The sequence below is a fragment of the Paenibacillus sp. PK4536 genome (assembly GCF_028594455.2).
Classification (GTDB): domain Bacteria; phylum Bacillota; class Bacilli; order Paenibacillales; family Paenibacillaceae; genus Saccharibacillus; species Saccharibacillus nuruki.
In genome coordinates this window covers 3,629,163-3,643,993 of record NZ_CP126313.1, presented here as the reverse complement: position 1 = coordinate 3,643,993, position 14,831 = coordinate 3,629,163, and the positions used below count along the sequence as shown (strand labels likewise).

Here is a 14,831-nt window from a genome sequence, read left to right as displayed (position 1 = left end):
TTGCCCGCATTACCGGTAACAAGCCTTGCCTTTACGTTATCATGATCTGAAAACGGTGTCAATCCCTATTCATGCTTGTAGTTATGATACACGGCTATGAATAGCATTCTCTGGTGAAAGCGGACGGCTGTAATAAAATCCTTGTACATTATAGCATTTCCATTCTCGCAGTAATGCCACTTGTTCTTCCGTTTCTACACCTTCAGCAATAATTTTCAAACCTAACTGCTTCGCCATCGAAATAATCATTTCAGCAATTGCACGACTGTCTTTATCGATAGTAATTTTACGAATAAAGGAACGATCAATTTTGAGACAACCAATCGGCAAATTATGCAAATAACTAAGTGAGCTATATCCTGTACCAAAGTCGTCCATCGATACCGATATACCGGACTCCTTCAATTTACCCAGAATATCGATTACATGATCTTCATTATGCATCATAGCACTCTCAGTAATTTCAATTTCTAACAAAGTCGGATCAAAATCGAGTTCTTTTAACGTTCTAATAATGGTCTCGTAAATATCTGGTTTCATTAAATGGATAGGTGATACATTAACAGCGATCGGTACCGCATCATACCCTTCACACTGCCACTGTTTGCTTTGCAAACAAGCTGTACGTAACACCCACTGTTCTAACGCAATAATCATCCCTGACTTTTCTGCTAAAGGTATAAAAGAAAGCGGTGGAATCTCACCTAGAATCGGATGATACCAACGAATCAATGCTTCATACCCTATAATCAATCCAGTACGGATATCGAACTTCGGTTGATAAACTAATTTTAATTGATTATTATCAATCGCTTGCTCTAGATCATTTTCAAGCATAATCTGTTCCAGACTGCTCTGATCGGATACAGCATCATAAAACTGATATTGAGAGCTACCATTTTCTTTGGCTGTATACATCGCTGTATCAGCACGTTGTGTCAATACACCTGCGGATGCTCCATCTTCAGGGAAACGAGCAATACCGATCGATGCTGATAATTTAACTGCATGTTTTTCGATATGAAAAGGTTGCACAAATCGATCAATCACTTTGCTTGCGATCGCTTTGATTTCTTCAATATCAGATAATCCCGGTACAATAACGGTGAACTCATCTCCACCCATCCGAGCTACAAAGCTATTTTTAGGTAAGCAGCTTTTGAGCACCAGACCGGAATGACGAATGACTGCATCTCCAAAAGCATGACCAAACAAATCATTAATACGTTTGAAGCGATCTAAATCAATAAAAAATAACGTAAATGGTGAATGATGATTATCGACCATCGTATACATGGATAGTCTAGTTTCAAAAGAACGTCGATTCGCAAGCCCTGTCAATTCATCATGGTAAGCAAGGTGACGGATCGTTTCTTGATCTCTTTTGCGCTTAGTAATATTTTTGGCAATGGTATAAGCACCAGCAATTTTGCCATGGACAAAAATAGGAATAGACGTTAATGCAATTGATAATATGCGACCTTGCTCAGAACGTAATTCTAGATCAATCGTACTGGAATGTCCGCTTAATACTAACTCAAGGTGATCTTGAGCCAGAGTTTTCTGTTCCCCTTCTAATAGATCTGTAGCACGTACTCCAATTAAAGGCTTGCCTATTTCTTTAGACATTTTCTCTGCTCTACGATTGATGCCTGTAATCACACCATGAATATCAAATTCGATAACACTATCCGGGTTCTGCTCATACAATGAACTGTAGTATTGCTCCCGTTGTATCATTTCACGATTTTCTTTCTGCTCGCGTACAAAGATAAAACTATCAGGTATAGCATATAGACTGGTTGCTACAAAAATCATGAAGATATAAGGAATAAGGTACGATTTATCAGTCAATCCCATTTGTTCAAAAGATAATACGGAATATGCACAAATTAAAGGTATTCCTGCAAGCCCTATACCTGAAGTAACGATTCCAAAAATCATTGTAGGTGAACGTAGACCATGTTCCCGATTACGACTAGATAATGAAAATAAGCGCATAACCGCCAAGCAAATAGAAATAGCTATCGGAATCGTCATCCAAATCAATTCAGGATTCCACATTAAAAACCCTCGAAATAGATACAATGTATTGGCATAATCAAAAACTAAAATAGTAACAGCAACAATCATACTGGTCATAAAAAATTGCATGGATCCGCGCCATGAAGAAAATGCATACCGTGAAGCAGCATAGACTGCTCCATAACAACCCAAAATCGTAAATATAAGATGTAATCCATAATATTTCATCGTAATCGGTACATTCATTGATATAGGGATCAAAATATGAGACGTACTAAAAGCCAGTGCGCCAATAAGAGCAATTATTCGCTGTCTTTTTTTCATATTTTGATTACGCAACGAAGAGCTAGACCACGAAGAGCCAATAACTATGACAGCACAACCTACCATAGAAGCTAAAGCGGCTATACACACATATAACCAGTGGACGGGTATCGTCGTTTCCAAAATCGTATTCATTTTTCTGCCTCTTTCGTTACGTTTCTATGCTTCTATCTCTCATTAGTTCTTTAGACTAATTACTATGAGTCTTTTATCATATAAATTTAAACCAAAAGTAAAGACTTTAAACTCATTTTACATAAAAATTGTTAATAAAGTATGAAAAAATTTTATTTTTCGCTAATTTTCGCATAAAATTTTAAGTTTTTTTCGTTTATTTCATTTTAAAGCTGAAAATTAAATCAAAAGTCCTAATTTTCGGTATAAAAAAAGCAGACCAATATCAAATTGATCTGCTTTTGTAAATGCTATATTTACTTAAAATGATGATGTTATGGTTTGTAAAATCCCTTCCTGTGGAGTCACTCCGAATGCATGTGCCAGATCAGCTAGTTGTTGATCGGTAATTTTTTGACGAATCGAATGATTTGCGATAAGCATATAAATTTGAGCGGCTTTTTCAATCGTTTCAATCAGTCCAAAAGCTTCGTCGATCGAGTGCCCTGTGCCAAATATCCCGTGATGCGGCCATAATACAGCATGGTGATCCCTCATCTTCTGTGCTGTAGCTTGCCCGATCTCATTCGAGCCTGGAACCATCCATGGAATCACACCAATGCCATCTGGAAAAACAACAATACATTCAGTACACATTTCCCATAACGTTCTGGTGAACTGATTTTCATCCAGATCATGAACAAAACTCATTGCAATCACATTGGTTGCGTGATTGTGTATTACAACCCGGTGCTTAGGATCTACTTTTAACCGTTCAATATGACTCATAAAATGCGAAGGTAATTCGCTGGTGGGTACAGCACCATTTTTGAAACCCCATAATACTTCTAATTGCTCTCCATTAGCCGATACACGTAAAAGCCCCAAATTGGCTTCAGGATTATCAATCACATTTTTAAAGTATTTACCTGATCCGGTTACGATAAAGTACTTACCTGCCAATTCGTGTACAGCAAATGCAGGTTGAATCGTATATTTCACTTGCTGAATATCTATATACTGCTCTACTTCTGCTTCATCCAATATACAACTTACATTTCCACCATTACGTTCATCCCAACCGAATTTCCACATATTATAGGTCGTCTCTGCCATTTCACGTACAAAAGGAATATCGATCCCTACCCTTGACTGCTGTTGAGAAACTGTCACTGTGTTCATGTTACATCGCTCCTATTCAATATGGTTAGGATGATACATAAAGTAAAATGATGATTTAAACCCTTCAAATTCATACTTTGTGAAAATTAGAACTAACTTATAAATCAATATTAGCTCTAGCCTTAAATAAAGTCAACATAAAAAGACATAAATAAACAATAATAAAGATTAATACCCTTATTAAATGTTTGTTTATGTCTTTTTCACGATTCTATTCAGTTATCATATAGGATATGGCTTAATAAGATCATATCCATATTTTTGACGATTTATAGCTTCTTGTGCTTGCTTGGCTAATGCTTGTTCTCCTAGTGCTTGAGCATGTTGAGGACGAACAACACATACACCATCATCATCGCCTAGTACGATATCGCCGGGATGTACAGTAACACCACCTACACTAATAGGTGTATTCACTTCGCCTTCCAGCTCTAAGCTACGCGTTGTTAATGCGCTAGTTCCTAATGCAAATACTGGAAAGTTGAGTTCTCGCACTACTTTAATATCGGTAGCACAACCTGAGATGACTACGCCTGCTACTCCTTTTTTCATCGCTACATATGTACGAAATTCTCCCCAACAGGCTCGAAAATCATCTCCTGACATATCGACTACGATTACATCACCAGGCATTACGTGTTGTAGTGCATGCCTTATCGCCGTAGAATCCAGATGAGGAATACGTACAGTAACGGCATTACCTAACATTCGAATTGGGCGAAAAAGAGGCTGTATTCCTCGTAAAAAGCCAAAGTCGGTTAAATGTCCCAGTGTAGAAGGTTGAAGCTGTTTATAAAGTGTTTGTAACTCTTCAGTGAAGCCTTGTACTCGTGGCTCGATACGTATCATACCGTACCCCTCCTTATTTTTGTGTTGTCTAACTCTAGTTGAATGATCAGCATCTGCTTAGATCAACTTTTGCAAATTTTGGGACAGGTTGGACAATAATCTGTTGGAGCCGGTAATTCATAATGAGCACAACATGTTTTGCGTACACGTTGAGGTTGTTCTGAAAGAGGAACTACACGTTTGGGTGTGTAAAACTGAGCTAATGGATTACGCTTTTCGCCAAAACAATCAGCTGGTGCTTGCTTGGTAAGATAGTCTAGATCATGTTGTATGCGTTCCCGTTGATCTTCGCTGACTTCTTTTAATATCCGATTTTCATATAAGACATACACATAGATCGCTATATTTTCCCATAGTATCGTTCGTGAAATAGATGAGACTTCGGATATATTTTTTAAAATCGGTTGCAGATGGTCTGCAAAAATACGTCGTACAATATCTTCTCGCTGTTGTATGTACAGCTCATTATTTTCTGCATGTATGGATTGAAGTTCATATACACTTGGATCACGCAACCATAGATTAGGCATCCACGTTTTGCGTGTAGGCAATTGGAAATAAGCTGATTCTAACTGACAATTGTCGATAGTAAGAGAAAATGTTTTGCGATATACGCTCATGGCATACAACATAGGGCATACCATCATAAAAGCATAACGCTTTGAAAACATTGAAGCTGTAAGTGACCGTGAAGAAGAACGATACAATGGTTGTAGACGATCCAGATAGTCTGCACATTGCTCGGGGTCTAATAGTTCAGCAGAAGTAACACTATACGTATTATCTTCTGCGATCTGATCTGTTAATCTCAATTCTTGATTCAGATAGTTCCATTCTTCAGGTTCCCAAGTTGTAGGATTAGACAGAAACGGACTCATGTAAGATCCTCCCCTTTCCATAAGGTATAAGCATCGGTGTGCCGAACAAAGGATCACGTGCAATCTGGCAACGCATTTGAAACACCGATTGTACATTTTCGACAGTCATAATCTCTTCAGGGCTTCCTTGTGCGTAAATACCCCGGTCATGGACAGCAATCATATGATGGGCATACCTGCAAGCGAGATTCAGGTCATGCAGTACCATAACGATCGTGCGTCCTTCTCGTTCATTCAAGTCAAATAGCAAATCCAAAATTTCCACCTGATGGGTCATATCTAGATAAGTGGTGGGTTCGTCTAGCAATAATGTATCTGTTCCTTGCGCCAAAGTCATCGCAATCCAAGCACGTTGCCGTTGTCCTCCGGATAATGAATCCACTGTACGATGAGATAGTTCTAGCATATGTGTTAATTCCAATGCTCGTTGTACCGCTTGTTCGTCCTGAATCGACCACTGCTTCAGCCAACTTTGGTGCGGATATCGTGCTTGCTTCACCAGCTGTTCTACTGTTAACCCTTCAGGAGCAGAAGGGCCTTGCGGCAAAATAGACATCCGGCGTGCAATTTCTTTAGTGGAAATATGAGCAATTTCTTCGCCCGCTAATAATATCGATCCAGTATTAGGCTTAAGTAGACGTGCTAATGTACGCAAAATAGTCGATTTCCCACAGCCATTACTTCCGATCAATACCGTAATTTTACCTTTAGGAATATGCAAATGTAGATCTTCGATAATAGGATCTGCTCCATATGTGATTGTCAGATTGCGAGCTTGTAATTGATCCATCATATGCCCTCCTTTATATTCGAGATAACGTTCACATAGAGATATCTATAGGATCAAAAGCGATTGCGATTCTGATACAACAAATAGATAAAAAAGGGAGCTCCGATTGCCGCTGTAAATATACCTGCTGGAATATCAATTGGATAGAAAGCTGTTCGTGCGATCACATCTGCGACAAACACCAACAGTGCTCCAATTAACCCTGATGCAAGCGAAATGCTACCAAATGTACGCCCCACCCATTTACGAGCAATATGAGGAGCAATTAATCCGACAAATCCGACTGCGCCTACCACAGCAACAGCACTGCCCGCCAGAATAACGCTCAGTATCAACAGCAATAACCGATGCTTCTGTACACGTACACCTAACCCGAGTGCTACATCGTCGCCAAGTTCCTGGGAATTTAGACTACGGGCAAAATACAACAGCAATGGAATCGCAATTACGCATACAGGCAGAATCGAATACACACCACTCCATGTCGCTCCATAGACACTGCCGGTTAACCAGATATACACTTTGCTTGCTGTAAATGTAGAGCTAATGACTAGCATAAATGTCGTCATCGCACTCATCCCTGCGGATATCCCAATACCAATCAACACCAGTCGCATCGGTGTGACTCCATTTTGCCATGACAATAGATAGATCAGTGCAGATACGATCAACGCTCCCATAATGGCTGCTACAGGTAACCAGTCGATACTTAGATGAAATACACTACTTCCATACGAAAGAAATAATACCGCAGCTACAGAAGCTCCACCTGTAATCCCGATAATATCCGGCGAAGCTAAAGGATTGCGAATCATCCCTTGCAAAATAGCGCCAGACATCCCTAAAGCGGCACCAGCCAGTAACCCTACAACAGCACGTGGTAATCGTAATCGGTATAATACAAAATCGTATGCTCCTGAACTCTGACCGAATATCGCCCGAATAACTTCCCACGGATGTATCCATGTCTCTCCTATACCGATGCCTATTATACTGACTACGATAACAATCATTGTTAATATCGCCAGAGTACGAACAGATCTTTTTTCCAATTGCATATGAAATCTCGCAGATCGACTGCGTAATGTCCAATATCTAGGTTTGTTCATTTCCATGTCACTCCTTTACGAGCGATATAGAGAAAGAACGGTACTCCGATAAAAGCAGTAATCACGCCCAGAGGAACTTCTGCCGGTATAATCACTAATCGTGCAATCAGATCTGCTGTCATCAATAGTAGCCCTCCTAAAGCACCGGAAAAAGGAATGATCCAGCGATAGTCAGTGCCTACCAGTGCACGTGCCATATGCGGAATAAATAACCCTACAAATCCGACAGCTCCTACAATCGCTACCGAACCACCTGCAAGAATCACAATAGTCAGACCCATGACTATTTTGAGCAATACTACTCGTTGCCCCATACCTTTAGCGATATCTTCACCGGTTACAAATAAATTAATAGCCCGGCCCATACCTAATGCAGTCACACCCGCTATAGTCAATAACGGAAGCACAGGCTGTAACATTTCCAGTGTTCGTCCACCGATCGCTCCTGCTAACCAGAAAAGCACATTTTGCATTCCTGTTTCATTTAATACCAGCATCGCCTGTGTAAATGAAGTAAATAACGCTAAAATAGCTGATCCTGCCAGAACTATCTTGATCGGTGTTAATCCATCACGTCCAATAGACCCCAATCCATAGACGATAATAGCGGCTACTAATGCTCCTGCAAAAGCAAACCACATCAATTGTGTCATGTCTGATATCGAAAACATCAGACTCGCGACCACTACAAAAAAGATAGCTCCTGCATTAATCCCAAATGTACTGGGTGAAGCTAATGGATTACGGGTCAATGCTTGCATCAATGCGCCTGCAATCGCCAGACTTGCACCTACGACTAACCCGATAATCGCTCGTGGCAACCGTTCGGTATGTATCAATACATCTGCTGTCGATTCAGGATTGTAATGCAGAAAAGCATTAACCACTTCTCCCCATGATGCAAAGGTTCTTCCTAACATTTGGCTGATCCCAAGGCATACTACACATAGTAGTAAAGTAATAATCAGACTCCATATTTTGGCTGTATTGCTTTTGAATAAAACCAATAGACATTCACTCTTTCATCATTACATTTCGTGAAGTGAGTATCATTCTGACTCACTTCTATCGCTAAATAGTAGATGTGATAAAAGGAGAAGCAGGTGATGTCGCTACCTGTTCTCCTCCTTATGATTACTTGGTTTGAGGTTTCTCTAATTTGTAGATATCATACAATTCATCTAACATCAGACCTGCAGAGATATAACCACCTGCTAGATTCCAATTGACTTCATTTACTTTGTAAATTTGATTGTTTTTGTAGGCTTTTAAGTTTTTCCATAATGGATGCTGTGTCCATTGTTGATAATTTTGTTCGATAGCTGCTTTGTCTGTTCCTGAATCAAATACAAAGATTGCATCGGCATCCATATCAGGAATACTTTCTTTCGAATTGACTTTGATTCCCCATTCTTCTTGCTCTTGCGCCGCGGGGCGAGTGAATCCAAGTTCTTTCAATATCAAGCCTGCATACCCCATATAATAAATGCGAGCATGATCTGCACGGAAGTTTACGATCGAAGCTTCAATCGGTAAACGGTCGCCCATTTGCTTTTTGAAATCAGCTACACGATCTTCCCACGCTTGTAGCAATTGTGTACCTTTATCTTTTTCATTTAAGACCTGACCTACTAGATCGACTGTTTTTTTCCAATCGTACACTTGATCCACCATAACGGTTGGAGCAATTTCAGATAACTGAGCATACGTAGCTTCATTGCGGAATTTAGAACCGATAATCAAATCGGGCTTTAAATTATAGATTTCTTCTAGATTAGGTTGGGTTTCTAATCCCACTGTAGGTACGCCTACCAGATCTTTTTTCAAATAATCATAAGCAGGTTCACCTGTATGTGCTTCTACTATGCCTACAGGTTTGACACCATAAGCGACTAACACATCGGTTGCTCCTTGATACAAAGTCACAATCCGTTTCGGTGTTCCTTTGACCTCGGTGGCTCCCATTTCATGTTCAATCGTACGTACAGATGAATCAGCGCTTGCATTGTCACCTGCTGCTTGAGCGGTAGGCTCTACTGCGCCGTTATTCGTATTTGCACCACAACCTGCGAGGATAATCACGAGAGTCATCATGATGCATAACATATGTATACCTTTAAACGATTTCAACATGGTCTTCGATCTTCCTTTCTGCTCACTACAATTGATATTGATTCTCATTATTAATTATAGTGAACGTTTATTCCTTTAACATGGACAATTCAGTCTAGTCCTTGGAATAATCCGTCATTTGTCGTTTTTATCCAAAAACAATTGACGCACTTTTTCTAACAGCATAAGGTGTGAATATGAGTTATAACAGGTGTGCATATGCTGAGTCGTATACATTTCGTATACAGATTGCGTCTGTACTGCTTGGAGACGTTGCCATAATGGATCTGCACATAAACGGAAAATACCTTGCTCAATACCTGCTTGCATCCCTACAGTTCCATCATGTTGAAAAGGAGTCATTAAGATACAATCTGCATCATAATGAATTAATTCTTCGGGTTGAATTTCATAGTAATGAGCGATATTCTCGACCCCAGCAGGCATGATGAACCCAAGATCGTTATACAATACAGACCCCAGATTACGCTTACCATAAATACAGATTTTACTCTCTCCAACACCAAGAATAAGCAATGAGCGTTGACCGAATTTATTTTTCAATTGTTGACGTAATAATTGAGCGATATCTGCATATTGTTCTAACCAGACTTGCGCTTCTTGATCTTTACCTACGATTCGTGCAATTGTCTGAAAATGAACACGCCAGTCTTCAAAAAAAGGCAATGTGATCGTGGGTGCAATCTGCTCATACATTTTTTCTTTTTGCGACTTTTCAAAATCTCGAAATTCGCAGGTCACGATCAGATCGGGCTGAGCATTCATTAATTTCTCCAGATCAGGCTTGTTGTCGCCTATCGGAATCGTATGTTCAAATTGAGTTGTTATGGGATAGGCATTGTTAATCACTGCTGCATAGGGTTCTATCCCAAGCGCTACCAGATGACCGGTTAACAAATGTTTAAGTGAAGCGATTTTGTTAGAATACCGGATATTATGAATATAGGATTTGGGCGAACGACCTGTGACTGCTTTGAATTTGCGACTAAAATAAAACTCATCACTAAATCCCACCTGCTGAGCTACCGAGCGAAAAGAATCGTTAGAAAGAAGGAGCACTTGCTTGGATTGTGTAATCCGAATTTCAGTGAGATGCTCCATCGGGCTTTTACCGACTACTTTTTTGAAAGCACGCGAATAATAATCTGCACTCATCCCTGCAATCTCTGCCAATTGATTGCGAGTAATCGACGTCGCATAATGCTGTTCCATATGATCCAATGTAGCGGCTATCGCTTGATTCATATCAGGCTTCTGCTCTTGAGCATCTTCTTTGAACAAATGGATTAACAATTCTTGAAAAATAACATTGGCTTTCATCTGATCCCATAGATTTTCTTGATCATGCTTATCTTGAATCTCACGTACACGATCGGCAAACCAGCGAAAATGAGCCACATGCAGTTCATACAATCCGAGTAATTCAATCGGTACAAAGTGCCCTTGTCCGTCAGGCTGTAATACATGAAAAGAAAGAATATAGTATTCGGTACGACTATCGCTTTCAATCATTATTTTGAGCGAAGCATGTGGAGGTACCAAAAACACTTTTTGCTGATGTAGATCATAACGGTTACCGTTAATAATAATCTGCCCTTTGGCCTCTTTAAAAAGTAAAAGACTATGCAATGTGGCATCGTAGCGTGGTAACACTTGATCCGCATATTGCACAGTCTGTAATTTATAGATATAGGAAGGAAATTGTCGATACTGATCTAATACCTTACTCATCACTCGTCGCCTTTCTACATAGATTGAGAATAATTATCATAATTCTGAGAACTATTCTCATTATATAGATTTAGACGAAAAAGTAAATTGTTGTAGCAATTGACGCTAGAAATTACAACTGTAAAAATGGATTCTGAATCGTACTTTGACCGGATGGCATACTTCCCGGTACACCGGCTTGTTCTAACAAAGGCTTCACAACCAATTTAAGTGGCCATTCTTCTTTTTCGAATAAAATAGAATAGATCGCTTGTCTCACTTCTACCGCAAAAGGAACTTCATGTAACTGCTCTCGCAATTGATCTCGCAGTATATTCCACAATAATTTCTCTTCGATATTATACACGGTAGATAGCGCATCTATAATCGCATACAGATTGACTTGTATCCCTAACGTTTGCAAGTAAAAGATCAATTCTTCAGGTGTGTCATTGTACAGGCTATTAGAGTAACCCGGACGAATCATATATTGAGGATCGTCTATTCCTTGTTGCTGAAGCCATGGTAAATGAAGCCGTACAGAATCATGATCTCGTAACAGCATCTGCTTCATATATCCATGTTGCCAGACTAATACGCTGTTCTGTCCATGCAACTCTGGCATTAATCCTAAGCGGAATAATCGTAAATTGATTTGGAAAAAAGTCTGGCAGACTTCGCCAAATAAGATACAAATCGATTCTTGATTAACATCCAGATCACGAACCTTCATCCATTCATCAAAAAAGTGTCCTTCACGTGGTGCATTAGTAGATACAGGTAACACTACCGAGAGAGCAGACATCGGCAATAAACGTGTACCTTTTTCCCCTGTGATTAACGATGTTGGATAGGTGCGCACCATTGCTGCTAGATGTCTGGGTTCATCATCAAATAAACTTCCTGCTTCAGGCATATATGCCCACCAGCGACGTTCATCACAAAGAAATAACTGTTGTGCCAATATAGGATCACATTTTAATGCTTGTTCTAACATGCGTTGTCCACGTTGCCCATTAATTAATTTGACAGCTGGCAGATAACGAGAAGCCCCTAATGAAAAGACGCTAAGCGGTAATTTAATATAATGCGGGCTATCATTTACAGGAGATAGTGACCGTACAGAAGATGTAGCTTCAAAAAGACCCAGTTGAAGCTGAAGATCGACCCAATCGCCTTGTGCTTGTGCTGTTCTCAAATAGTGAGGCAGATTATGCTGTAATTGCCACGGATGAACAGGAATCGCTATATATTCATTCGTATTCAATCCTTTGTCCTCAATCGCTTGGATCACTTGCTGTTGTTGGTCTAACGATAAAAGATCAGTCATTGGTTCTGATAGATCGCAAGCTAATGTGCTATCTTGGCGATAATCATAAAGCTGATAATCGAGCACTGTTCTGTCTACAAGCGCTTCCCCTTCCATCACCAGATTGCGCTTTATAGCGACCCATGATAACGAGATCGGCTGTGCAAATTCTGCACTATATTGACGATAATTTTGCTTATCTAATCCTACTTTGGCTTTGGATACAGGATGAAAAGGTCGATCTCTTAAAGAAGCATACCGCTCCATCTGCTGAAAAAAGTCACTGGCAGACCGATCAAACCATGACTCTTCAGATAGGGAATGATCTAACGACCATGTGGTCTGCTTTATTGTCTCCTCTAATAATTGTACAAATCGCTTCACTCCCGGTTGTTCGCGGTAAGTGGCTGTTAGGCATTGATCATTGACTATTTTCATCAATTGAATGGGTGTTAATGGAGTGATCTGTAGTAATGGTGCATTGTGATCTGTTGTACATGTAGTTGAATAACGAATAGCATAGACATGCGTATCGGTTAGTTCTTTTGCAGATAATGAGGCAGGTCGCGCTGTAGCCCGTTGCTTATACGAATGTATAGTTACACTGGCGGGAACATAACGATACGGTTGCACAATCGCTGATTGTACAGGGAAAATAACCATATATTGTGGTTGATCTATTCGTTGAGATGAATCAGATAATGTGGATGGCTCAATTGATAAAACTGGAATTTCCCAGTAATACCACAAGTTATTTTGCAATAGAGAGGTATCTGTTATAGAAGAAAGAACAGATAATATGTCTTCTTTTTGTGACTTATGCTGTTCTGTTAAAGTAGAGATCAATTTTTGCTTTAATTGTTCTGTAGATAATAGTTGCAGTTGATCGTTAGACCAGAATCCTTCGGCTAGCAATGTGTTTATCAGATCTTGCATCACCTGTTCTGAAGCTACACTTTGCTTGATTTGAATCTCAGTCTGCTCTAAATCTGTGTATGCTGGAGTAATCGATTGCTCAGAGACAAGTTGAGCTTTATTAATATTAAGTGGTTCTAACACTTCATTCCAATTCATAATGATTCATAACCTCCTGTGTGATGATCGATATAGATCATATCGGGATGAGGATGACTTAGAAAGTCATGGTGCGATATCGTCCATGCATACGCACCGGCAATCGAAAACAAAACAATATCTCCTACAGCAATCTGTTCTAGTGTTACCTCTTGAGCAAGGATATCTTTGGGTGTGCACAGTTCACCTGCCAGTGTAAGAGTGACTTGCTCTTGACGGGGACGTTCAAACGGATAATCCCACTGCTCTATCGCTATCATTTGAAAAGGTTGATTGTGTCCCCATGAGACAGGTAAACGAAAATGATGAGTCCCTCCACGTAAAATCGCATAATGCTTATCATGATTACATTTCAGATCAATCACTTCTGACGCATAATAACCTGCATGAGCGACTATATATCGACCCGGTTCAAAAATCAGTTCTACGCCAGGCAATACTTCTTCGTTCCAGATATGATGTAGTCCATTGATAAATGTCTCCCATTCGAAATGACGATCTGGTTCTGTATAACAAATACCAAATCCTCCGCCAGCATTAAGGTATTGAATAGACAAGTTATATTCACGAATCCAACGACTCACCGATTGAATATACATATGAACCAGTTCTACATGTAATTGAGCATCCAGATTATTAGATACCGAATGCATATGGAATCCTGCTAACGTCAACTGTGGCAAAGATTGTACTAATTGGATCGCTTCTCCGATCTGTACTTCATCGATCCCAAATTGCGTCGGTTTCCCACCCATCGTAACCGTACCTGTAGGAATACTTTTTCTTAAATTAACACGTAGTAGAATCTGAACCGTTTTATTTTTTTGCTCCGCTATCCATGCGATTCGGCGGATTTCATGTACACTTTCAGCATGAATAAGCATCACATTGTGATCAATCGCTTGTTCAATCTCGATATCTTTTTTACCCGGCCCACCAAAAATAATATGAACGTCTGGATCGATTAAGCGAATCGCTTGCACTTCTCCGATCGATGCCGTTTCAAAACCATCTACGATTGGCGCTAATGCTTCAATCATACGTGGATCAGGATTCGCTTTGACCGCATAAAATAAATGCGTGCCTGCTGGCATATCGGCTACTTTGGAACGTGTACGCTCACGTAATGTATTGAGATCATAAATAAAAGCACATACTGGTTTTCTAGATATGACATGAGGATCGCGATTGGCTTGTTCTGCTGCTCTTATTCGATAGACTTCATCCATAATCGAAGAAGGCGCTTGCGCTATATATGGAGCATACGATTGAGTAGTATTTGAGTTCAACATAAAGCCTCCTTTGCGTGCTGAATATCTATAATGCAATTACGA

11 protein-coding genes are annotated in these 14,831 nt (G+C 39.9%); all 11 read right to left on the bottom strand.

The features are described from left to right. Positions 1-81: 81 nt before the first annotated feature. Positions 82-2,484, bottom strand: coding sequence for a bifunctional diguanylate cyclase/phosphodiesterase (locus PO903_RS16145; RefSeq protein ID WP_273593944.1), 2,403 nt, complete (start codon positions 2,482-2,484; stop codon positions 82-84). Between the two features lie 300 nt (positions 2,485-2,784). Continuing rightward, the gene (gene rhaD / locus PO903_RS16140) at positions 2,785-3,645 is read right to left on the bottom strand and encodes a rhamnulose-1-phosphate aldolase (protein WP_273593943.1); all 861 of its coding nucleotides are present in this window, start codon (positions 3,643-3,645) and stop codon (positions 2,785-2,787) included. Between the two features lie 222 nt (positions 3,646-3,867). Then, the gene (locus PO903_RS16135) at positions 3,868-4,494 is read right to left on the bottom strand and encodes an RraA family protein (protein WP_273593942.1); all 627 of its coding nucleotides are present in this window, start codon (positions 4,492-4,494) and stop codon (positions 3,868-3,870) included. Positions 4,495-4,556: 62 nt separating this feature from the next. After that, positions 4,557-5,372, bottom strand: a complete 816-nt coding sequence (locus PO903_RS16130; protein WP_273593941.1) for an IucA/IucC family C-terminal-domain containing protein — start codon at positions 5,370-5,372, stop codon at positions 4,557-4,559. Further along, positions 5,353-6,162, bottom strand: a complete 810-nt coding sequence (locus PO903_RS16125) for an ABC transporter ATP-binding protein (protein ID WP_273593940.1) — start codon at positions 6,160-6,162, stop codon at positions 5,353-5,355. The genes PO903_RS16130 and PO903_RS16125 overlap by 20 nt, the downstream gene beginning before the upstream one ends. 53 nt (positions 6,163-6,215) lie before the next feature. Then, on the bottom strand, positions 6,216-7,277 hold the full coding sequence (locus PO903_RS16120) for a FecCD family ABC transporter permease (protein ID WP_069327622.1): 1,062 nt from the start codon (positions 7,275-7,277) through the stop codon (positions 6,216-6,218). Further along, positions 7,268-8,278, bottom strand: a complete 1,011-nt coding sequence (locus PO903_RS16115; RefSeq protein WP_069327623.1) for a FecCD family ABC transporter permease — start codon at positions 8,276-8,278, stop codon at positions 7,268-7,270. Before PO903_RS16115 ends, PO903_RS16120 begins: the two co-directional genes overlap by 10 nt. Before the next feature lie 127 nt (positions 8,279-8,405). Continuing rightward, positions 8,406-9,404: an ABC transporter substrate-binding protein gene (locus PO903_RS16110; RefSeq protein ID WP_273593939.1), complete on the bottom strand. Its 999-nt coding sequence runs from the start codon at positions 9,402-9,404 to the stop codon at positions 8,406-8,408. A gap of 114 nt (positions 9,405-9,518) precedes the next feature. Further along, positions 9,519-11,135, bottom strand: a complete 1,617-nt coding sequence (locus PO903_RS16105; protein ID WP_273593938.1) for an ABC transporter substrate-binding protein — start codon at positions 11,133-11,135, stop codon at positions 9,519-9,521. A gap of 112 nt (positions 11,136-11,247) precedes the next feature. Continuing rightward, on the bottom strand, positions 11,248-13,497 hold the full coding sequence (locus PO903_RS16100; protein WP_273593937.1) for an IucA/IucC family protein: 2,250 nt from the start codon (positions 13,495-13,497) through the stop codon (positions 11,248-11,250). Then, positions 13,494-14,786, bottom strand: coding sequence for a type III PLP-dependent enzyme (locus tag PO903_RS16095; RefSeq protein ID WP_273593936.1), 1,293 nt, complete (start codon positions 14,784-14,786; stop codon positions 13,494-13,496). The genes PO903_RS16100 and PO903_RS16095 overlap by 4 nt, the downstream gene beginning before the upstream one ends. Positions 14,787-14,831 lie beyond the last annotated feature (45 nt).

Bases quoted from the DNA above. Each gene is read 5' to 3' on its own strand.
- rhaD (WP_273593943.1), bottom strand. From the start codon at position 3,645: ATGAACACAGTGACAGTTTCTCAACAGCAGTCAAGGGTAGGGATCGAT.
- PO903_RS16100 (WP_273593937.1), bottom strand. From the start codon at position 13,497: ATGAATTGGAATGAAGTGTTAGAACCACTTAATATTAATAAAGCTCAA.
- PO903_RS16135 (WP_273593942.1), bottom strand. From the start codon at position 4,494: ATGATACGTATCGAGCCACGAGTACAAGGCTTCACTGAAGAGTTACAA.
- PO903_RS16145 (WP_273593944.1), bottom strand. From the start codon at position 2,484: ATGAATACGATTTTGGAAACGACGATACCCGTCCACTGGTTATATGTG.
- PO903_RS16110 (WP_273593939.1), bottom strand. From the start codon at position 9,404: ATGTTGAAATCGTTTAAAGGTATACATATGTTATGCATCATGATGACT.
- PO903_RS16120 (WP_069327622.1), bottom strand. From the start codon at position 7,277: ATGGAAATGAACAAACCTAGATATTGGACATTACGCAGTCGATCTGCG.
- PO903_RS16105 (WP_273593938.1), bottom strand. From the start codon at position 11,135: ATGAGTAAGGTATTAGATCAGTATCGACAATTTCCTTCCTATATCTAT.
- PO903_RS16130 (WP_273593941.1), bottom strand. From the start codon at position 5,372: ATGAGTCCGTTTCTGTCTAATCCTACAACTTGGGAACCTGAAGAATGG.
- PO903_RS16125 (WP_273593940.1), bottom strand. From the start codon at position 6,162: ATGGATCAATTACAAGCTCGCAATCTGACAATCACATATGGAGCAGAT.